The organism is Metasolibacillus sp. (assembly GCF_025291715.1).
GTDB classification, from domain to species: Bacteria; Bacillota; Bacilli; order Bacillales_A; family Planococcaceae; genus Metasolibacillus; species Metasolibacillus louembei.
This window is the reverse complement of the sequence record NZ_JAMBIZ010000001.1, coordinates 115,339-135,700: the sequence shown is the minus strand read 5'-3', so window position 1 is coordinate 135,700 and position 20,362 is coordinate 115,339. Positions and strand designations below refer to the sequence as shown.

The window sequence follows — 20,362 nt, the reverse complement described above, 5'->3', positions numbered from 1 at the left end:
TTTCGGATAGTTATTGCTATTCGTATGCTGTTATCGGCTGCTGAAACAAATCTGATACACCTGTATCAATTGCAGCGCTGCCAACCGCCTTTGCGACAACACCTACAACGCGCTCATCTAATGCCTTCGGTACGATATACTCCTCATGCAGCTCCGACTCTGTTATTAATGAAGCAATAGCCTCTACCGCAGCCAACTTCATCGTCTCGTTAATGTCCGTTGCTCTTACATCTAATGCACCACGAAAGACGCCTGGAAACGCCAGCACATTATTAATTTGATTCGGATAGTCAGAACGCCCTGTGCCCATTACACGCACACCCCATGCTTTGGCATTTTCATAGGTGATTTCTGGGTTTGGGTTCGCTAAAGCAAAAACAATCGGGTCAGCATTCATCGAAGCAATATGTGCCTCTGTTAATAAATTGGCAACAGACACGCCGATAAAGACATCCGCTCCTACTAACGCATCCGCAAGCTGTCCATGCTGCAATCCGCTATTTGTTAAATGGGCAATGCTCTCTTTCATCGCATTCATGCCCTCTTTTCGTCCTTTATAAATAATACCTGTCGTATCGCACATAAATATATTCGTAAAGCCCATTTGCACAAGAATACGCAAAATGGCAATCCCCGCTGCCCCTGCCCCGTTAATCACGACCTTGACCTCACTTGATTCCTTGTGCACAATTTTCAGCGCATTCATCAGCCCTGCGGCAACGACAATAGCTGTGCCATGCTGGTCATCATGAAAGACAGGAATTCCACACTCAGCACGCAGTCGATCCTCAATTTCAAAGCAGCGCGGTGCCGAAATATCCTCTAAATTAATCCCGCCAAATGTTGGCGCAAGATGCTTTACTGTTTGCACAATCTCATCTACATTTTTTGTATTTAAGCAAATCGGTACAGCATCCACATTGGCAAAGCGCTTTAATAATAATGCCTTGCCCTCCATTACAGGTAATGCAGCTTCAGGTCCTATATCACCGAGTCCAAGCACCGCTGTCCCATCTGTGACAATGGCTACAAAATTACCTTTTATTGTATAGTCATAAACAAGAGATGGATTTTTTTCAATCTCAATACAAGGCGCTGCTACACCAGGTGAATAAGCTAAGCTTAAATCATAGGCATCCGCAAGCGGCACACGTGCTTTGATTTCCATCTTCCCACAATATTCCTCATGTAATTGTAACGCTCTTTGCATAACATCCATTCGCATATCTCCTTTTAGTTATCTGAATTTTCTTTATAGTTACGTATCATATCGCCTCCAAAATATGAAGTCAATAATAATTTCCCGCCAGTTTGAAAAATATATTTAAAGCCATATATAGCAACGGATTGCTCAATGTTTCACAAATAATAAATGGCTAAAAATTAGTTTTTTAACATAGCAATAAAATAGCGCTTACATTTTCTAGCACTATTCAGACAAGCTACTTTTTTGTGAAAATATACACGATTCATTTTCACTGCAAAATTATGAAAATTTTCACAAAGTCACAAGTATAATCCGTCACATTTTAGACACATTCGCAAAATACATTTTAAAAATTCAAAAAATAATGTAAAGTTGAGCATATAGAAAGAAGGCGATTTTTTGTTAACATTATTATTTTTAATTGGTTTTCTAGGAAATATTATTGGCACACTAGCAGGTGGTGGCGGACTTATCACATTACCAACTATGCTGTTGATCGGAATGCCTGTTCACTCTGCAATTGGTGCTAATAAAGTTGCGAGCGCAGTTAGTGCATTATCCAACTTTTATTCGGCTCTGCGTCATAAAGAAGTGACTTTGGCAGAAGCTCGTCCAATAGCTATATTATGCTTTAGCGGCGGCTTGCTTGGAGGATTAATTGCCTCCCTATTACCGAGTAAAGTGTTAACAATGATTGCATTATGCTTACTTATTTTTGCCTTCATTCTCTCTTTTTTAGGTCGAACAAATTTTGGTGAAAAGGTCGTCCTTGAGCTAAAGCATCGTACACGCGCACTGTTAATTGGTGTTGGCATTTATGATGGGATGTTTGGACCTGGTAGTGGAACATTGCTATTATATATTTATGCGAGTGCTGGACTAAGCTATATGAAGGCTGTCGTATTAGGAAGAGTCGGTGTTTTTGCTACTTGCTTTGGTGCGGCAATTACATACATAGTAACTGGGCAAATTTTATGGATGGAAACATTATCATTAATGGCTGGTGCAATTATTGGTGCGCAAATCGGTTTATTGCTTTCACGCAAAGTAAGCAATAAGCTTGCTAGTCAGCTATTGCGCATTATTACAGTAATTTTAATCGCTCAACTCGCTTATGACTTAATTTTGTTATCGTAAAGGAGGAGGAGCTAAATGGATAAGCAACAACAGCCTCAGGAGGAGCCTTTAACAGAGGAAGAATTTTTGGAGCTTGTGCTAGCTGAACAGGAAAAGGCGTTAGAGGAAGAACGGCAGCGTCGTCTCAATGGCCAACCGAAAAAACGACAACAGCGTCCAATCATTCGCTTCGCCGTTTATATTATGGCATTCGCCTTATTATTTAATACATTTGCTATCATTTTTCAAATTTATTCGATTCCTGCAATTGAATTTATTAAAGTATCAACAAAGCTGTCACAGCAGGAAGATATTCAGCAATACAAAAAAGCTATTGTTGAAGTTTCATCCGAAAACAGTAAAGGTACAGGCTTCGCTATTTCAGCAGACGGCTATATTTTGACAAATGCACATGTCATTGATGATGCGCTAGCGCTTACCGCTGTTTTCCCTGACAACGGCTTATATAAAGCACATGTCATTGCAAGCAACCCTGAAGTCGATTTAGCTATTTTAAAGGTGGAAACCGAGGAGGAGCTACCGTATCTTCCATTAGCCAATACTTTTCAGCCAAGTAAGCAGCATGTCTATGTCATTGGCAACCCTCTTTATTTCACCGGCATTGCCAATGAAGGAACCGTGCTGGAGCCCTTGCAGCTTGATGATTGGCAGGAGCCTGTCATGATGCTACAAGCCCCGATTTACAAAGGCAATAGCGGTAGCCCTGTTTTGACTGAGGACGGACAAGTAATTGGTGTCGTCTTCGCTACGACAAAGCATGAGGAGCATGGACGTATCGGTCTATTTGTGCCGCTTGAGCTCGTGCAGAGGGAATTGCAATTAATGGGTTTGTAATAAACAATAAAAAGTGCCTGAACTCCAACACGTTCAGACACTTTTTATTGTTTCCCAAATGCTATTGTAAATATTTTCGCACATCATCCAAACTTTCAATCGTGAAAATATCACCTACCAATATTTGCAAATCTACAGAATCTACATGGAGAATGCTTTGTTGAATATCCTCTGGTAGCTTGCCGAATTTTCGGAACAATAATTGCTGAACAACTTGTGCCATCGTCTCTATTTTTCCTTGTTGCAGTCCTTGTTGTAGTCCTTGCTGCAAGCCTTGTTGTAGTCCTTCCTCTCGTAAGCTATCTGCCAATGTCATCGTTAAGTCACTCCCCTCTGGAAATTGTTTCTCTACTTCTTGTAAGATATGCTTCATATCGTCTTTCGACAATTGCTTGACTGCCTCCATTAAATAACGAATCATCGTTTCAAAATACTCAATTGCATCCAATATAGTAATTAAAGGAAAATTAAATTTCTCGCTCAATCTCATAATCAATATGCAAAAAACGCAAGCCAAATAGCGTCATTTGATGTGCTGCTATTAATTGTGTTGTGGAAATTGCTGTAATTGTGAAATGCTCCTGTAATGGTAGTTTCATGACAGCAGAGCCTATCGCTAAATAAACACCCGCATCTGCGCCATTACGACTCGTTAAATGTAGCTTTCCTTGCTCCTCATACAATGCTAAAATCCCAATCATCGTTGAATAGGGCAATGGCAGCGCAATATTCATATAGGTTTGATCAGATGTATGCTGAGAATAAATCGCTGTGAAGACACGACGCCCCTTCACTGTGCGAATCCATGCTCGTGGAAATGTTCGCCCATCCACCTTTTCATCCACGAGCACAATGCGCCCTGTCATTTCTGTTTTCGTTTTACTTAATGGCAAATTAATTTGCTGGAGCCACCTGCTCAAGCCTTTATAAATAAAAGCAAAGGGTAAAAACCACCACGCCCAACGCACCTGCGCAAATAACCGGTAGGCGGTTGTTTGCTCGTAAAAATGCGCAATAGCTGGATGTAAATTTATCGTTTCCGCAAAATCATCTAGCTTCTCGACTAAGCCTTTATGTACAGCTCCCTCATTTACTAGCTTTCCTCGAATTTGGCTAATCGGAAATTGAAAAGCGCCCTGCTTCGTTGCAGGGATATGTAGCAGCCATCCGAGCACCGTAAAAATGCCGAAGAAATAGCAATTAACAAAGCCATGAAACTGTAGCATATTTGGAATATCAACAATCATATGCCCTGTAAAATTACCATATGCATATAAAACAGACCACAGAATGGAGAAACATATTGCTGCGATGGAAAGACGAATAAAAATCCCCTGCCATAAAGAAAGCTTTGTACGTATTACAAGAAACAGCAGCAAATAAATCGCCAAAATATAAAGCAGCGCTGACAGCATTTCAATGACTGTTGACAGTGTAATGCCAATTGCCATCCATATTGGACCTGACACAATCACTGCCATAACAAGCTTATATAAAATACCTCCTGTTAAACGTCCAAGCAGCCCAACTGAAATACAAAGCAGAAAAGCCGAATAATGAAAATGAATCGCAGTTAGCCATGTAATTAAAGATGTGAAGCCTGTATCAATACCAACCGTATAAGCAAAAAACCACATACCACCAACAACTAAATATATAAGCCCGATATCAATGGCGATTTCTGCTGTATTAGTAAAGCCACGCTGTAAAAAACGACGTAAACCTAGCCAGCTAATCATCGCTGTTGCTAGCAAATAAAGCGTTGCTCCTACAAGCATCACCGTTTTATTTGTCGTAAAAGCTAGCATTGCTACACTGAGTTGACCAAGTGCTACAAGGTTTTGCTGCCCCTTCGTTAATTTCACGATGCCCTGCACAATCGCCGGCACAAATACGAGCTGTGCAAGCGTTAAGTACAAGAAAAAATGAGCCCTATCCGCCCCAATCACAACAATGGCAAAAAGAAGCAGACCAAATAGTGATAACGGATTAATCGACTGGCGTAAATTGCCCAGCATACAGCATCAGCCTCCCTACTAGCGGATTCATGATGGAAACATGAATCGTATACACCTGTAATGCATCATCATAGCCCTCTTCGACAATGACTCTCCCCTCCAAACAGGCAGGTATCTTCATTTCAAACTTCTTCGCAACAAAGCGCTGTAAGCCTGAGCGAATCAACAAGCGCCCTTCCTTCGTCACAGAAAAATGCAAATCCGAATAAAACAAGGCAGGTGTGCCTAAATAATCCTTTACAATATGCCGCTCTGTATCAACGGTCATTAACGCATCAAAGCGACGCACCTTATCTCCAAAATAAAAGGCACGCTCCCACTCTACTTCATAATCTCCATTGTCCATTTGCTTACAAACATTGCGAAGCGTAAACGGCACATTGCGTCCCGATTCTGGAAACAAAAAATGAAACTTCGTTGCCAATCGATAAAAAGGATGTAATAGCTTCGAGCCTGTTTCAATCGTTTGCATCATACCAGTTGCCTGAAACGGCTCATTCAACGGTAGTGCATAGCGTTCCTGCAATTTCGGATGGAGCCGCTGAAAGCTTTCCCCTAATAGCTTTTCATAAATCATGCCTCTCTCCTCCTTTTGCAGCTTTTCGCTGTAGGGCAATTTTGCTGGCAGAGATAACCGACAATCGATAAAGCAATCAATGCGCCATTTAACGAAATCACATTAAACGGACCTATTAATGTTTCACTGCTTGTCAAGCCTGTGCTAATCGTTAAAATTGGAAACAAGACAAGTTGCATCATATACAAATGGCTTTTATTAAATGGCAATAGCCAAATCATGCCGAATAATATTTCAGCTACACCAACCAAACGTACAGCCCATTGTGCCATCTCCCCGCCAATACCACTGACCGCAGTAAAAAGCGCTACTTCCTCTGGATGTAGCCCAATAAGCTTCGGTACAAGTCCTTGATAACACCAAATAAAGAAAAATGTCAGTGATAACAATACTGATAAAAAGAAGCGACGATATTGCATGCTTGGTGGCTCTCCTGTATTTAGCCATCTTCTCAATACATCAAAGCTGAGTGCTGTCGCCCAGCCCATCAATGGGCGAAATAATATATCAAAGGCTCTGCCTACTGCACCGAAGCGCACCTGATAATCGTATTGTGTTAGAAAAGTCAGCGTTTCTCCATTCGGCACGTATTGCCAGTACCCTTTTCCCTCTGCAATCGGTGAAATTTTTTGCTCCGTCCCAAAATGCAACGAGGAAGTTCTTGACTCATCTTTTTTATGATGTGTGCCTTTGCTTTCACCCCAGCCTTCTACAGTGAAAAGCGAGCCTACTTTCGTTTTATATGTAAACAATTGCGGTGCATCTGGCGTTTCCTTGTCTTTATAATGGATTTCAGAAAAACGCAAATCCCACTTTGCATGCAGTTCAGGATTTTGCGTATATGCCCATAATTGCTCCATCGATGTATCCATCTCGATTTCAACATAAATTGGCTTACTTTTCATGTCGTATCACATTCGTTAACTGATAATTGTCTACATCAATTTCAGTCGCTAGCCCTTGTGCAAGTGCTGCTAATTCCTTACCTAAGTATGGACCAACTGTTAAGCCACTTGAGCCTAAGCCATTTGCTACAAGCACATTCGAAAATTGCGGCAAGCGCCCAATGACAGGGATGGCATTTGGCACAACAGGGCGGAAGCCTACTTTTAACTCACTTAACTGTGCTTCTCGCAAATCAGGGGCTATTTGAAAGGCTTTTTCTGCCATTTCATGTGCCGCACCAATCGTCGGGCGCATATCAAAGCCTTTATCATCCTCATGCGTCGTGCCTACCATCAATCTCCCCTCTTCAAATGCCAGCATGTATAAAGTGGAAGGTGCCATGACAACAGGTAAATGCTCTGTTTTTTCGCTTTCTAGCTGCAGCTCTAAAATTTGTGCCTTTTGTGGCTTCACTTGCATATCGAGCTTGAGCGGCTGCAATGTTTCATTGCCCCATGCACCTGTTGTCACAATGATTTCATCTGCTTCAATGACGATACCGTCGACCATTACACCGATCACTTTGCCATCCTCCACTTGTAAGGCAGCATCACCTTCAATATATTTTGCATCTAGCTTAATAGCTGCATTTTTCATTGATTGCGTTACTTTTCGTCCATCAACCCGTGCACCACCGCTTGCATACGCAGCACGCATTGGCTCTGTTATGTAGGGGAACATTTTCGTTATTTCTTCAACTGACAGCTTTCTCGTTTCACCAATTTCAGGTGCTTCAGCTTTACGCTTATCCGCCAATGCTAAAATTTGCTCAATGCGCTTTTCCTCTGAATGAATATGCAATGCACCTACTTGTGCATAGCCTGTATCGAATTCACCTAGCTCAGCTAATTTTTCGATAAGCTGCGGATAGTACGCTGCACCTTTTTTCGCTAAAAAATACCATGCTTTATTGCGGCGCTGTGAAAGCCATGGGCTAATAATGCCTGCTGCTACATTTGTCGCCTTGCCCGCGTCATTACGATCAATAACTGTTACCTGTGCTTTATTTAAAGCTAAATGAAGGGCAGCCGAGGCACCTAAAATGCCTGCGCCTATTACGATATATTGTTTTGTCATTTTATCCCCTCTTTTACTATATAGACTTTGCCAATAGCACTATTATGATACCATATTTTCCTTGTCGATAAGGCTGTCTAGAAAGCAAAATATCCTACATTGGTTCTGCCCACCTATTTCAGCATTTGCATAAAATAACCGCTTATTGCCAATAATTATTTTATTGTTGATTTAAATAAGGAGAAGGCTCTATGACAAAAATAGTGAATGAACTCACAAATAAATTTTCCAATCATCATGATTTTTTTATAGAGGAAGAGCTGATTGATAATACGATTGTTTATGTAATTGGTTTTACTAGTCTTGTAGATGTAACGAAATCAAAATTATATATTCAACAAATACGATCCGCACTTCTTGATATAATAGTTACAACTATTTTTATTCTTTTAAATTATGTATCGAATTTATAGTCCCTCTTTTTATGCAATCAGTTCAAAAATATACTAGATTACCATAAAAATTTCTTTTCTTATAGTAAATCTCCATAAAATAAGGCTGCTAGAAAGTAGAATCTTCCTACTTTTCTAACAGCCTTATTAAGCTTATTGTGCGTTACGTAAAATATAAATTAAATCTTGTTGTACATATGTTTTATTTTTTTCTAATAATGCTGGCGCTTCATCAAAGCTCTTTGTTACACCATTATCTGTATATGCCTTTTGTCCACGCGTAATTTCATAGGAAAGATTGCCTTTTGTGATCACTGCACCTTTTCCTGTTGATTTCACCGCATAGCCATAATATTCAGCTAAATCGCGCAATGGCACCATCGTCACACCGTTTACTTCATAGCTATCCTGTGCAATTAGCCCTGGTAATACATCTAAAATTTGAATAATTGGCTCTGGCATAGCTTCCTCTAATACGATAATTTTAGAAGGTGTTGTTTGAGCTGGGATACTTCTTGTTGAGGCAGTGTAAAAAACAAGTGATTCCTTGCCAACAACATCATCCTTCGTTAATTTTTCATTTGTGATATTTGTAATTTCTGTTTCATCAGCAATATGTAGCTTCAATGTATTTTCCTTATTGACGAAATCGCCATCAAATGTGCCGATTTCTACTGTACCAAATTCGCCTGTTTCCACAATCACGACTTCTGGTGTGTAGCGTGGTGGATAAATCATCAGCATCGGCTTGTTGGCATTAACATAAGCTGTAAAGGCTAATCCTTCTTTCAGCTCCGCTTTTTTTCCTAAATTATCTAAAACGATTGCCTCCTTATCGATTGTTAGCCAGTAAACTGATTCGCCTTCTTCAATTGTTGTGAAGAATGAGCCATCTTTATTTTGTTCAATTTTCCCTAACTTGCCTTGCAGTTTTTTAAAATTTGTTGCCACGTCCTCCCTCACTTCCTTTGAAGTTAATTCTGCATTATCCTGTGCAAATGCAAGCGGTGCTGCCATGACACTTGTTGCCAATGTTGCACTTAAAATCATCGTCATTGCTTTTTTCATTATACTTTCTCTCCTTCACGTTCATTTCACAGTATTAGTCGTATACTGGATGAAAAGGTTACATTTTCTAATAAGAAAAGGGAAAGACAGGTTTTTCCTGCTTTCCCCTTTCCTCATTCATATTGGTTGGTAGCCAAAATATGAAATGTCTATTTCATTAAGTAGAGTTTTCCCTACGAAATGCCGTTTTACTTTATTCTCCACGTAAGCTTTCAATGAAAGTCTGTGGCACATATGTTGTATTTTCTTCTAATAAATTAGGTGCTACGTCAAATGCTTTGATTGCGCGATTATGCGTGTATTGCTTTTGTCCGCGTGTAATTTCGTATGAAGCATTGCCTTTTGTTAGGATTGCACCTTTTCCTGTAGATGTTACTTTATAGCCTAATTCCTCTGCTAAAGCGCGTAATGGCACCATTGTCACACCATCTACTTGCTTGCTATTTTCTACAGCAAGCTCAGCCTCTGGAAATGTCGCTTCACCAAAGACAATCACCTTTGTTGGTGTTGTCTGAGCTGGAATACTTGCTGTTGCTACAGTGTAAAACACTAATGCCTGTGCATTGATTAAATCATCTTTTGCTAATTTATCACCTGTTAAGCCTGTAATTTCAGTTTTATCATCAATCGTTAGCTTTAACGTATTTTCATGATTTAACAAATTTAAATCAAATGTGCCAAACTCCGCTACACCTGCACCTTCCGTTTGCACGATAATCACTTCTGGCGCATATTGTGGTGGATAAATTAAAATTGCAGGCTTCATCACATCTATATACGCTGTAAATTTCATTCCTTTTTGCAACTCTATTTTTTTCCCTGTGTTATCAAGGACAATTGTTTCTTTATCAACAGTTAATGCGAATGGTTGCTCTTTATCTTCAATAACAAGCAGTTGTGAGCCATTTTCACGTGTTACTACATCAGTAATTTCACCTTCAAATTGTTGGAAATCCACTACTTCCTCGATTGGCGTAATTTCTTCTACTTCATCTTGTGCACCGTCAAATACGATGACACGGTATGGATTTGTTTGAGCAGGGATGCTAAATGTTGCTGGTCCGTAAAGAACGATTGCTTCTTTGCCAACGATTGCGTCATGCGGCAATTTATCACCAGCTACATTTGTCACAACTGTTTCATCTGATAAATTTAATTTCAATGTATTTTCCTTATTAACGAAATCTTTATCAAATGTGCCTACTTCTACAATGCCAAAATCAGCCGTTTCCACAACTAGCACTTCCGGTGTGTAGCGGGGTGGATAAATTGCTAGCATCGGCTTGTTTTTATCAACAAACGCTGTAAATTTTGCGCCTTCTTTTAACTCTGCTTCTTTGCCTTGGTTATCTAAAACAAGTGTGCTTTCTTCAATATATAATGAGAATGTTTCGTCACCTTGCTCAATTGTTGTATATAATGTGCCGTTATCATGCTTTTCAATTTTCCCTAATTTACCTGTAAGCTGAATGAAGTTTGTTGCTATTTCCTCCTGCACTTCATTTGAAATTGGCTCTGCTTTATCTTGTGCGAATGCGAATGGTGCTGTTATTGCACTCGTTGCTAACGTTGCTGTTAATGCCATTGTCATGGTTTTTTTCATCATCTTTTTTCGCTCCTTTAAATACGTTTCATACGATTAGTCGTAGGATGCTTAAAAAGGTTACAAAAAACTCAAATTTTGTTTGCTTCTTTTAAAATAGATGTCACGATATGCTGCGAATCCCACTCCCCGCGTGAAAAACGCGTAATTGGATATTTTTTCGAAAACAGCTGTCGGTCAATTTCTGACACTGTGAAGCCTTGTTCATAAAGTGAAAAAGCCTTGTCTTGCACTGTTAATAAATAATCCTCCTTTGCTTGCAATGCCTTCCGACCATTTTTTAATAAGCCTGCATGACTGCAAAATACTTCATCAAAATCAGATGCTAATACTTGTTGCAATGAGCGAATAATCGCTGGAATGCTTTCTTCTCTTAAAATAAGGCGCGTCTTAGTCATTACATATAAATCACCTGTGAACAATTGCCCTGTATTTTTATTCAATAATGCTACATGATCGATAGCATGTCCTGGTGTTTGAATCACTTCCCATGTAGCTGTTTTGGAGGTGAATGTGTTAGCTAGCGGCTGTGCCTGAAACGGTTTACGCGCACCCCAAAACAGCCTGCGATAAAGGGGATATGCTGCTTTTTTAGCGCATTCCTTTAGTAAACTTTCCTCTATATAAATAGGAACACCTTGTTGCTGCAAGAACGCAGCATTACCTGAATGGTCCTCATGATGATGTGTCAAAACAACTTGCTCAAAGGATTGTGCTGTTAAAAAATGTTGAAACTGCTGTCGCAAAGAATGTGCTCCTGTGTCGATACATACCCCATCAATGATATAACAATAGACATTTAGCTTCACACCTTGAAACGCAACCGTGCCATTGCCATAAACTACTCCATTTATTTCCCCTTGCTCAAATTGTTTTTTTAATAACATACAATCTCTCCCTCCACGATGAATCACTATTCATTTTTCTTCTAAAAAGAGAGAGCCGCCTTTTGACAGCTCCATCAGCTATAGCTGGATTCGACTTTGTTCAATTGACAACTTTAGGGTCATTTCTTACCAAGTATTGAATGCTTTTTATAATACTTTATCCGCCATTGCCAATTCCTATAATATAAATACACTCTATTAATAACTATTTTAGCATGAACATCTGTAACAAACTATCGAAAAACTGCTTTGCAACATCTCTTTGCAAAGCAGTTATTTTTTTATTTATTTTCTCCTGTCTCCACATCATACGCTGTAATCCAATCGCTATAGCTGCCAACATATAGGCGCAAATGCTCATAGCCTGCCTCTGTCAACACCGCAAACAATGGCGATGCAGTGACACCTGAACCACAGTACACAACGATGTCCTCATTTTTTTCGACTTTTGCTAAAAGGTCATCATTCGGTACAAGTGAAGCACCTTGCTTGATCTGCTCCCAATCAAAGTTTTTCGCTGTTGGAATATGTCCTGCTATTGGGTCCAGTGGCTCCTGCTCTCCGCGATAGCGATTGGCCGCACGTGCATCCAACAGCGTTGCTTGCTCCTTGCCATCGACAATCGCCTTTACATCCGCACGTCCTGCATACAACTGCTCTTGCCATTGCAGCTGTAGCTCTGTTGGCGAATAGTTCATGTGCTCTGCTGTCACATCAAGCTTTTCCGCCAATGCCGCAAAGCCACCATTGACAATATATACTTGTGGGAAGCCTGCGTATTTCAGCATATACCAAGCACGCGCTGCAAATGGCATGCCACCTTGGTCATATACATAAATGACATCTTCATAGCGTAAGCCACTACGTTCAAATAGCGCTTGCAATTGCTCCTTTGATGGCATTGGATGACGCCCTTCTTTGCTCGCCATATTCGATAAATCGAGATTTAAATCCCAATAAATTGCCCCTTGAATATGACCTTCAGCAAATAACTGTTGCCCCTCCTCTGCATTTGTTAGTGAAAAGCGCGTATCAATAAAGCGTGCTTTTTCTTTGACTTCATCTACCGTTACAAATACTTTTGCCATGAACATCTCTCCCCTTCACCCGAATTGTCAGAATTGTTTGTGTGCCTGGCACTCCAATTGGGCGTAAATCGCTTTCCATACACCTAATGCACTCTCTTCTTGCAGTAAACGGCGCTCTGTGGCGATTTGCTCCAATGCTTGTGTGCGCATATATGCGGCTAGCGCATTCGCTTCCTCTGCTACATAGCCTGCTGCCCATTCACGTAAGCGTGCTTTTTCCACATCTAAATAGCTTTGTGCATCTGGCTTTGTTAATTGCTCTAACGCTTCTTTTAAATGCTCCTTCTCATTTTTCTCAAAGAAGGCTTTGACGTTTTTGAAGTGCGATTTAACCGATGTGTATTTGCTATAATCTGTAAATGGTCCAGCAAATTCAAGCATTGTTGGCTGCACTGGCTCATAGGCGATAAAAGCAAAGCTGTTGTTCATTTCCTTTAAGCCACGCGCCTCTTCCTTAAAGCGTTCACCGATGCGCTTTTCAACGAATTGTGCTAAACGGAAGTTCGTTACACGCAATTCCTGTGCAAAGTCGAAGCTTAATGCTTGTAGCACTTCTTTTAGCGATGTTTCCAACGCTGCTGCTGCTGACATTGCCGCAAATTGCGATGGGTTATAGCTTTCCCGGAAGAAGTCTGGGTAGCGATAGTACACTCGCTGCATCACATAGTACAGTAGCTCATCTAGCTCGTGATTAGCATCAGCTTCTAGCATCGTCGTTTGGGCGTTTGCATACGTCTTTTCAATATGCTGCTCTAGCTGTGTTAGCTCCTCTAAGCGATCATCCTTACGTAAAAGGTTGGCCTCCGTTTGTGCAATTAAATCGTGCAGGCGAGCTTGTGCCTTTTCCACTTCCTCCTGCAATGCCTGCACCGCAAGCCCCTGCAATTCATCGTTTAAGAAATGATGGAATGCCTCTTCAAATGGTGGCATACCTGACGCCAAATCTTGCCCTTGCTCCTTTTCACGTAAAGCTTGCAAGCTCGACACGCCATATAAGCGTGGGAAGCGGATACCAAAGCGCTGCAATTCGTTGCGCACATAATTTTTTACATCTTCCTCTTCCTCTTTCGTGTTTGCTAAATCAATCGCATTGACAACGAAGAACATTTTATCTAGCTCAAACGCATCCTTGACACGACCAAGCTGAATTAAAAATTCACGGTCTGCTTTCGCAAAAGCATGATTGTAATAGGTAATAAATAAAATCGCATCGGCATTCCGAATATATTCAAATGCCACTCCTGTATGACGCGCGTTAATGGAATCTGCCCCTGGTGTGTCAACCAAGGTCACACCCATGCGCGTAATTGGTGAATCATAATAAAAATCGATATTGTCAACGAAGCATGATTTATTTTCCTGTGCAACGAATAGCTCAAACTGCTCACGATCAACACGCAGCACTTCCCCAAGCTGCTCTTTAAACTGGTTATAGCCTTCTGCATAGGCACGAATAAATGACTTATGAATATTTAAGCGCTCATCAACTAGCTTTACCGCTAAGCCTTCCTCTGCGCGTGTATAGGCCTCCTCTAAGGATGAAACCGTTAAACCAATTGCCGCATACGAGCCTTGAATATCTTCAAGCAGCTGCTCTGCTGTTTTTAATTGAACATCCGCTGTTTCATGTGGGTGCTCAGGCGTTACAGGACGAATTTTATTGATTGCTGCTGTTGTCGGGTTCGGTGATACAGGTAACACCTTTGAGCCCATTAAAGCATTTGAGAAGCTAGATTTCCCTGCACTAAACGCACCGAATAAAGCGATTGTAAAATCTTTCTTTTGCAGGCGCTCCACTTTTTTCTTTAAGAAGCTTGCTACTTCGGCGAAGCCTTCTACATCGCCAATTGTCTCTGCTGTTTTCAATGCACGCTGAATAACTTCATCTGTTTGATAGTTTGTGCCCGTTGTTTGCTGTTGTTCAAACTGCTCATTAATGTGCTGTTGTTCTTTTGGCGCAAGCATTTCCTCGCTAAATGGACGAATTTCCGCAAGTGCTCGCTCAAAATCCTGCTGCCATTTAGCTGTTTGCGTTTTAGCGATGGCACGTGTTTCGTTTTTCGCCTGCTTCATTTCCTTATCACTATACGCTTTGCGCTCATCAAATAACTGGATTTGACGAATTGCATCCACTTTCGGCTGAAGCGCTGCGGTTTTTAATTTCACTGGCGCGCTCGCCTCTGTTGCAATTTGTGATAAAAGAGGCTTTTGCTCCTCTAGCCACGCATCTGTCGCACGTACGAAAAATCGCTTCGTTGCCTCTGCTACACGGTTCGCAAAATTAAGTAAGGCATCCCCTGTTACTAATGCCCCTGATTGCACCTGCTCTTCAATCAATGAGAATGGTAGCTTGAAATCATGTCCATCAATTGCTGCAGCTCGCTCTTCATTTAATGCACCAACATTTTTCAACGCTTCCTTCATTAATGCCTTGAGATGCCCGATAATTTGTGATTGCACGATCGTCTGATAGGCACTATTTGCCTCTTCCACACGACGCTCGCGTTCCTCCGCTGTTTTGCGCTTAGCACTAAATAAGCCACCAACTTTAAAGTTTTCCTGCTTGCTCTCTAAAAAGCTGCGTAGCTTTTCACGGAAATCAGCTGGCATAATCGCCGCATTTGCTAATAAATCTTTGCGCTTGTCGTCAAAGGTTTGCTGCCATTCCTCAAAGGAGAATAATGTCGTTTGGCGTGTTAAATAATCATATTGTGCTAAAATATCCTCACGTGCCTCCCAATCTTCTATCGGTAGCACCTCGGCAAACTCCTCAAAGCTGTCTTGCTTTTCTTGTGCTAAATAAGCCTCATGCTCATGATGCAATTTTTGCAGCGTGTTTTTAGCTGTTGATACAAGCTGCTCCTGCCAATCATTCATTGAATCCATCACAATTTTTTTCACTTTCGCAAAATCGTTATGTGGATGCTCCTTATCCTTTAATGATGTAAAGAAAATATCCTTTGGCTCAACACCCCATGCCGCAAATGATTGATGCACAGACTTGCGGAAATCCTCAAACGATAGCTCCGCATCAATGTGCTTATCAATTTGGTTGACGATTAAATAAACGTTCGGATTATATTTCATTAATTGCTTCGTAAATTGGAAGTTCAACTCTGATTGCACATGATTATAATCCATCGTATAAAAGACAATATCAGCGATATGAAGTGCCGACTCTGTGCTCATCGCATGTGCGTCATCGGTTGAATCAACACCTGGTGTATCCATTACTGTCACACCTAATGGTAAATTTGAGCCGCTATGCCCAATTTCAATTTGCGATACAAGCTCGCCGTTTTTACTTAATTCTTTTACCGTTTTAAAATCATAGCCCGCTTCAAACTTTACAGGCCTTTCATGATGCATATAAACAATCGCATAATCCTCTTCAGCTTTATGCACCTTAACGATATTCGCACTCGTCGGAATCGGACTTGCTGCTAAAATATCCTCACCAGATAATGCATTAATCATGCTCGATTTACCTGCTGAGAAATGCCCTGCAAAGCCGATCACATATTCCTTTTGCAAAATTTTGCGCGCAAATAAATCAAGCTTTTCCATGCGCTCTGTATCTTCATTTTTTTGATAAATTATGTATTGAATTGCAGATTGCTGAAGCAGCTCCTGCAGTTGTTGCTCAAAAACTTCCATTCTACTGTAATGCCCCTTTATTTATATTTTCACATACGTATATAGTAACATAATTTTCGCTCTTTAATTGAAAAAAAAAACGAAGCTATAGCAAATATATATTTGCCTTAAGCTCCGCTTTAAATGGATTTTGTTGTATTTTTTAACACGTATGAGCCGATTGCTACATATGCAGCAATCACGATGCCAACTAGCACAAAAATCATACGAGCCACCTCACTCCAGCTAATATTGAGAATCATTTTCATCTCTATTATACGAATATTTTTTGTTTGCTGTCAATCTTCATTGTATTCTATATTTTTCGACATTTTCATGATATTATGAAATAAAGTAGATAAAAAGGATGTGGCATACAATGAGCACTTCGAAGCATGTACAAACGATTTTAAACGGAACAATCCACTCATTAAAAACTATTTTACCAATGACTATAGATGTTGAAACCCCCTCTCTTACAAAAGAACCATACATACAACAGGAAATGGGCGTACTTATTGGCTTAGTCGGTGATTTAAAGGGACGTATCATTATTGACAGTAAGCCAGAAACATTTGGTGCAATTGGTGCTTCTATGTTTGGCATGCCACTAGAAGGTGCAATGCTAGAGTCATTTACAGGTGAGCTCGGCAATATGATTGCTGGGAATCTTTGTACACATGCTGGCACTGAAAATTTAGAGCTTGATATTACACCACCTACCGTGATGGTTGGTCATACAAAGCTGTATGGCTTCCAACATGCTTTCCGCCTCCCTGCCGCAATTGAGGGCGTTGGCAACATTACGATTTTATTAACGATTGATGATGAAGAATAATGGTTTCTTAGTTAGCTAGTGGACATACGTCTGCTAGCTTTTTTTATACACTTCACATTTTTTTCACAAAAACCTACAGCAAGTGTGATTTTTATCACATCGTCTACTATGAGTTTTCTATATGATGAAAACAAGTACGAAATATACATCTAATACATAGGAGGGGTAATAATGGCAAAAAAGAAAAAGTCGGAAGAAAATCTAAAAGGCACGCTATTGATGACCTTTACCGTAGGCGGAATCATTATTTTATTATGGGCCTATTGCTTCAGCCTATTTATGGATCGTTTCTAATGACACTAACTGTTTAAGGAGTTGACAAAAATGCACCTGCATAAGTATGAAAAGTGGTGGCTAGTGTTTGGTACAGGTACTTTAGTAGCGTTTCTCGTTATTTTAGGTATCGGCGCCTTCCATAGCGGCTCACATCCAAATGATACAAAATGGACGATTGATTATGAACGAGTGGAGGACTTTGAGCCATTCAATAATCCAGGCGTGCATAAAGTAGAAGGTAAGGATTGGGATTATGAAGTCGTATTAATCGCTTCTGCTTTCAATTATAATCCAATGGAAATCGAATTACCTCTAAATGCAAAGGTAAGATTTATCGCAACAACAAAGGATGTTATTCATGGCTTCCATATTACAGGAACAAATGTCAATATGATGCTTGAGCCTGGTTATGTATCAGAATATACAACCGTTGTTAACAAAACAGGTGAATATTTAATCGTATGTAATGAGTACTGTGGTACAGGGCATGCGTTTATGTATTCTACATTAAAGGTGGTGGACCCAAATGCAACAAACGATAGCGAATAAAGTAATGAAGGTTGATGCGCGTGATGCAAAGCTAGCAATGGCTAATATGTATGTTGCATTTATCGCATTGCTTGTCGGTGGTTTAGCTGGCTTATTGCAAGTATTAGTTCGTTCAGGTCAATTTAAATTGCCTTGGGGCATTGGTTATTATCAAGTATTAACTGTACATGGGATTTTACTCGGTCTTATTTTAACAACATACTTTATTATGGGCTTCCAAATTGCTGCGGTTAGTCGCACAGTTGGTCCTCTAACAAATACACAACGCAAAATTGGCTGGATTGGTTTTTGGTTAATGACAATTGGCACAGTTGCAGCTGCAACGATGGTGCTATTAAATGAAGCAACAGTGCTTTATACATTTTATGCTCCATTAAAAGCGCACTGGATTTTCTATTTAGGCTTAACATTAGTCGTTGTTGGCTCATGGCTATTATGTGTTCCACAATTTATGCGCTACGCACAATGGCGCAAGGAAAATAAAGGGCAAACATCTCCCCTGCTTGCTTTTATGGCGGTTGTCAATAGCTTACTTTGGTTTGTTGCTACTTTAGGTGTAGCAGTAGAAGTGTTATTTATGCTTTTACCATGGTCGCTCGGCTTAATCGAACGTGTGGATGTATTATTAACTCGTACTTTATTCTGGTATTTCGGGCATGCATTAGTGTACTTCTGGTTACTGCCTGCTTATATGGCTTGGTATGCGATTGTACCGAAAATTATCGGTGCAAAAATTTTCTCTGACGCATTAGCGCGTCTAGCATTTATGCTGTTTTTAATCTTCTCTGTTCCTGTAGGGATTCACCATCAGTTAACAGAGCCTGGTATCGATGGCTTATGGAAATTCATTCAAGTTGTTTTAACATTCTTCGTTATCGTACCATCTTTATTAACAGCATTCTCCATGTTTGCAACATTTGAATTACGAGGTCGCGAATTAGGTCGCAAAGGACTTTTAGGCTGGTTTAAAGCATTACCTTGGAAAGATAGCCGATTCTTATTACCGTTCATGGGGATGGTCGCATTTATTCCTGGTGGTGCTGGCGGTATCGTCAACGCATCGCACCAAATGAATCAGCTTGTGCATAATACGATTTGGATTACTGGTCACTTCCATTTAACTGTGGCAACAACTGTTGTCTTAACATTCTTCGGTGTAGCGTTCTGGTTAATCCCACATTTAACAGGTCGTGTCTTAACGAAAAAGCTCAACTTCCTTGGTGTGATTGTAGGGATTTTGTGGGCAACGGGTATGTTTATTATGTCAAGTGCGATGCATATCGTTGGTCTACTTAGCGGTGCGCCACGTCGCTCTGAATTTTCTGAGTATGGCGGTGCATCACAAGCAACAGAATGGATTGCCTACCAAATTGCGCAAGCAGTTGGCGGAACGATTTTATTCATCGCAATCATTTTGATTACGTACCTTGTCATTCAATTAGCATTTTTCGCACCAAAGGGCGAGCAAGATTTCCCTGTAGCAGAAGTAGCACCTGATGCGGAGAAAACACCTGCTATTCTTGAAAACTTCAAAGTATGGGGCGTTATTTTAGTAGCGTTAATCATCTTTGCTTACACGGTGCCAATCTTTGATATTATTAGCAACGCACCACCTGGCTCAAAAGGCTTCAATAATTTATGGTAATGAAAAAACTGGCGGAACAGTTTCCGTCAGTTTTTTTACTCTACTACTTCAAATACGATACGTGCCTCTAACTGATACTTCTTCCCTGTTATCTGTTCTATTCCAAATTCCGTTATCGCTTTAATTTCATACTGCCCTGCTGGAAAGTCCATTTTAGCCATCCGCTCAAATAGCTCGTAACTATAGGGCTTGCCTTCCTGTCCTTCAATATAAGTTCCGCCTGAAAAGCTATATCGTTCAATTAAAGGCTCTCCCTTTGTTAGCTTTGTATAAATAAGCGGCTCATTCATAAATGCTCCAAAATGATAATCCTCTGTTATATTTGTCGTTTCTAAAAATAGCCATGAACCACCATGTGCAATCGTAATTTCATCCTCTTCACCAGCATAAACAAGCTCCGCCTGAATAATAGGCTTTTCCCCGACCTTATATTGTTCCTTTTCTGCTTCAAGCTTTAACGTGAATGGCTGCTGCTCTACTTGTGCTGTTGCTTGATTTTCTATAGGATCAGCTTGTGGCTGTGCCGTGTTACAAGCGGTTAGTAGCATGGTTAATCCTATAATTGACAATATCCTCACTACGCAT

Annotated in this window: 19 protein-coding genes; 7 read left to right on the top strand and 12 right to left on the bottom strand. The window is 40.4% G+C overall.

Annotated features, from left to right (window positions below; genetic code table 11):
- Positions 1-16 precede the first annotated feature (16 nt).
- Entirely contained in the window at positions 17-1,219 is a 1,203-nt protein-coding gene (locus M3Z76_RS00765) for an NAD(P)-dependent malic enzyme (RefSeq protein ID WP_293920044.1), read from the bottom strand.
- 387 nt (positions 1,220-1,606) lie between these two features.
- Here M3Z76_RS00765 and M3Z76_RS00760 point away from each other — a divergent pair, with 387 nt between their 5' ends.
- Together M3Z76_RS00760 and M3Z76_RS00755 are read left to right on the top strand one after the other, a co-directional pair.
- Complete coding sequence (locus M3Z76_RS00760; protein WP_293920045.1) at positions 1,607-2,344, top strand: sulfite exporter TauE/SafE family protein; 738 nt, start codon at positions 1,607-1,609, stop codon at positions 2,342-2,344.
- Between the two features lie 15 nt (positions 2,345-2,359).
- Entirely contained in the window at positions 2,360-3,178 is an 819-nt protein-coding gene (locus tag M3Z76_RS00755) for a S1C family serine protease (RefSeq protein WP_293920046.1), read from the top strand.
- Between the two features lie 61 nt (positions 3,179-3,239).
- Here M3Z76_RS00755 and M3Z76_RS00750 read toward each other — a convergent pair whose 3' ends face one another.
- The 5 genes from M3Z76_RS00750 to M3Z76_RS00730 are packed head-to-tail and all read right to left on the bottom strand — an operon-like array spanning position 3,240 to position 7,795.
- Positions 3,240-3,662, bottom strand: a complete 423-nt coding sequence (locus M3Z76_RS00750; RefSeq protein WP_293920047.1) for a DUF4351 domain-containing protein — start codon at positions 3,660-3,662, stop codon at positions 3,240-3,242.
- The gene (locus M3Z76_RS00745) at positions 3,646-5,196 is read right to left on the bottom strand and encodes a YndJ family protein (protein WP_293920048.1); all 1,551 of its coding nucleotides are present in this window, start codon (positions 5,194-5,196) and stop codon (positions 3,646-3,648) included. Before M3Z76_RS00745 ends, M3Z76_RS00750 begins: the two co-directional genes overlap by 17 nt.
- Complete coding sequence (locus M3Z76_RS00740; protein WP_293920049.1) at positions 5,168-5,773, bottom strand: DUF4166 domain-containing protein; 606 nt, start codon at positions 5,771-5,773, stop codon at positions 5,168-5,170. The genes M3Z76_RS00745 and M3Z76_RS00740 overlap by 29 nt, the downstream gene beginning before the upstream one ends.
- Positions 5,770-6,678, bottom strand: coding sequence for a DoxX-like family protein (locus M3Z76_RS00735; protein ID WP_293920050.1), 909 nt, complete (start codon positions 6,676-6,678; stop codon positions 5,770-5,772). Before M3Z76_RS00735 ends, M3Z76_RS00740 begins: the two co-directional genes overlap by 4 nt.
- Positions 6,668-7,795, bottom strand: a complete 1,128-nt coding sequence (locus M3Z76_RS00730) for an NAD(P)/FAD-dependent oxidoreductase (RefSeq protein ID WP_293920051.1) — start codon at positions 7,793-7,795, stop codon at positions 6,668-6,670. Before M3Z76_RS00730 ends, M3Z76_RS00735 begins: the two co-directional genes overlap by 11 nt.
- A gap of 191 nt (positions 7,796-7,986) precedes the next feature.
- Here M3Z76_RS00730 and M3Z76_RS00725 point away from each other — a divergent pair, with 191 nt between their 5' ends.
- Positions 7,987-8,208 (top strand): hypothetical protein, encoded by a 222-nt coding sequence (locus M3Z76_RS00725; RefSeq protein WP_293920052.1) that lies wholly within the window; start codon positions 7,987-7,989, stop codon positions 8,206-8,208.
- Between the two features lie 132 nt (positions 8,209-8,340).
- Here the strand turns inward: M3Z76_RS00725 and M3Z76_RS00720 are convergent, their stop codons facing one another.
- The 5 genes from M3Z76_RS00720 to M3Z76_RS00700 all read right to left on the bottom strand — a co-directional run bounded on the left by M3Z76_RS00720 (position 8,341) and on the right by M3Z76_RS00700 (position 16,490).
- Positions 8,341-9,255 carry a stalk domain-containing protein gene (locus M3Z76_RS00720; RefSeq protein WP_293920053.1) on the bottom strand — a complete coding sequence of 305 codons (915 nt, stop codon included), beginning with the start codon at positions 9,253-9,255 and terminating at the stop codon, positions 8,341-8,343.
- 193 nt (positions 9,256-9,448) lie between these two features.
- Positions 9,449-10,861 carry a copper amine oxidase N-terminal domain-containing protein gene (locus tag M3Z76_RS00715; protein WP_293920054.1) on the bottom strand — a complete coding sequence of 471 codons (1,413 nt, stop codon included), beginning with the start codon at positions 10,859-10,861 and terminating at the stop codon, positions 9,449-9,451.
- 68 nt (positions 10,862-10,929) lie between these two features.
- A complete protein-coding gene (locus tag M3Z76_RS00710) occupies positions 10,930-11,745 on the bottom strand; it encodes an MBL fold metallo-hydrolase (RefSeq protein ID WP_293920055.1) in 816 nt (271 codons plus the stop codon).
- Between the two features lie 281 nt (positions 11,746-12,026).
- The gene (locus M3Z76_RS00705; protein WP_293920056.1) at positions 12,027-12,833 is read right to left on the bottom strand and encodes a sulfurtransferase; all 807 of its coding nucleotides are present in this window, start codon (positions 12,831-12,833) and stop codon (positions 12,027-12,029) included.
- Positions 12,834-12,860: 27 nt separating this feature from the next.
- A complete protein-coding gene (locus M3Z76_RS00700) occupies positions 12,861-16,490 on the bottom strand; it encodes a dynamin family protein (protein ID WP_293920057.1) in 3,630 nt (1,209 codons plus the stop codon).
- A gap of 358 nt (positions 16,491-16,848) precedes the next feature.
- Between M3Z76_RS00700 and M3Z76_RS00695 the strand changes: the two genes are divergently transcribed.
- From M3Z76_RS00695 to M3Z76_RS00680, 4 genes are all read left to right on the top strand, one after another.
- The gene (locus M3Z76_RS00695) at positions 16,849-17,307 is read left to right on the top strand and encodes a chemotaxis protein CheX (RefSeq protein ID WP_293920058.1); all 459 of its coding nucleotides are present in this window, start codon (positions 16,849-16,851) and stop codon (positions 17,305-17,307) included.
- A gap of 171 nt (positions 17,308-17,478) precedes the next feature.
- Positions 17,479-17,601, top strand: a complete 123-nt coding sequence (locus M3Z76_RS00690) for a hypothetical protein (RefSeq protein ID WP_293920059.1) — start codon at positions 17,479-17,481, stop codon at positions 17,599-17,601.
- Between the two features lie 30 nt (positions 17,602-17,631).
- Entirely contained in the window at positions 17,632-18,132 is a 501-nt protein-coding gene (locus M3Z76_RS00685) for a cytochrome c oxidase subunit II (protein WP_293920060.1), read from the top strand.
- Positions 18,110-19,777 (top strand): b(o/a)3-type cytochrome-c oxidase subunit 1, encoded by a 1,668-nt coding sequence (locus M3Z76_RS00680; RefSeq protein ID WP_293920061.1) that lies wholly within the window; start codon positions 18,110-18,112, stop codon positions 19,775-19,777. Before M3Z76_RS00685 ends, M3Z76_RS00680 begins: the two co-directional genes overlap by 23 nt.
- 35 nt (positions 19,778-19,812) lie before the next feature.
- On the opposite strand, the gene M3Z76_RS00675 is transcribed toward M3Z76_RS00680, so the two are convergent.
- The gene (locus M3Z76_RS00675) at positions 19,813-20,355 is read right to left on the bottom strand and encodes a hypothetical protein (protein WP_293920062.1); all 543 of its coding nucleotides are present in this window, start codon (positions 20,353-20,355) and stop codon (positions 19,813-19,815) included.
- Positions 20,356-20,362: the final 7 nt, after the last annotated feature.

Bases quoted from the DNA above. Each gene is read 5' to 3' on its own strand.
- M3Z76_RS00710 (WP_293920055.1), bottom strand. From the start codon at position 11,745: ATGTTATTAAAAAAACAATTTGAGCAAGGGGAAATAAATGGAGTAGTT.
- M3Z76_RS00715 (WP_293920054.1), bottom strand. From the start codon at position 10,861: ATGATGAAAAAAACCATGACAATGGCATTAACAGCAACGTTAGCAACG.
- M3Z76_RS00735 (WP_293920050.1), bottom strand. From the start codon at position 6,678: ATGAAAAGTAAGCCAATTTATGTTGAAATCGAGATGGATACATCGATG.
- M3Z76_RS00680 (WP_293920061.1), top strand. From the start codon at position 18,110: ATGCAACAAACGATAGCGAATAAAGTAATGAAGGTTGATGCGCGTGAT.
- M3Z76_RS00720 (WP_293920053.1), bottom strand. From the start codon at position 9,255: ATGAAAAAAGCAATGACGATGATTTTAAGTGCAACATTGGCAACAAGT.
- M3Z76_RS00705 (WP_293920056.1), bottom strand. From the start codon at position 12,833: ATGGCAAAAGTATTTGTAACGGTAGATGAAGTCAAAGAAAAAGCACGC.
- M3Z76_RS00730 (WP_293920051.1), bottom strand. From the start codon at position 7,795: ATGACAAAACAATATATCGTAATAGGCGCAGGCATTTTAGGTGCCTCG.
- M3Z76_RS00745 (WP_293920048.1), bottom strand. From the start codon at position 5,196: ATGCTGGGCAATTTACGCCAGTCGATTAATCCGTTATCACTATTTGGT.
- M3Z76_RS00685 (WP_293920060.1), top strand. From the start codon at position 17,632: ATGCACCTGCATAAGTATGAAAAGTGGTGGCTAGTGTTTGGTACAGGT.
- M3Z76_RS00695 (WP_293920058.1), top strand. From the start codon at position 16,849: ATGAGCACTTCGAAGCATGTACAAACGATTTTAAACGGAACAATCCAC.
- M3Z76_RS00725 (WP_293920052.1), top strand. From the start codon at position 7,987: ATGACAAAAATAGTGAATGAACTCACAAATAAATTTTCCAATCATCAT.
- M3Z76_RS00690 (WP_293920059.1), top strand. From the start codon at position 17,479: ATGGCAAAAAAGAAAAAGTCGGAAGAAAATCTAAAAGGCACGCTATTG.
- M3Z76_RS00755 (WP_293920046.1), top strand. From the start codon at position 2,360: ATGGATAAGCAACAACAGCCTCAGGAGGAGCCTTTAACAGAGGAAGAA.
- M3Z76_RS00700 (WP_293920057.1), bottom strand. From the start codon at position 16,490: ATGGAAGTTTTTGAGCAACAACTGCAGGAGCTGCTTCAGCAATCTGCA.
- M3Z76_RS00740 (WP_293920049.1), bottom strand. From the start codon at position 5,773: ATGATTTATGAAAAGCTATTAGGGGAAAGCTTTCAGCGGCTCCATCCG.
- M3Z76_RS00765 (WP_293920044.1), bottom strand. From the start codon at position 1,219: ATGGATGTTATGCAAAGAGCGTTACAATTACATGAGGAATATTGTGGG.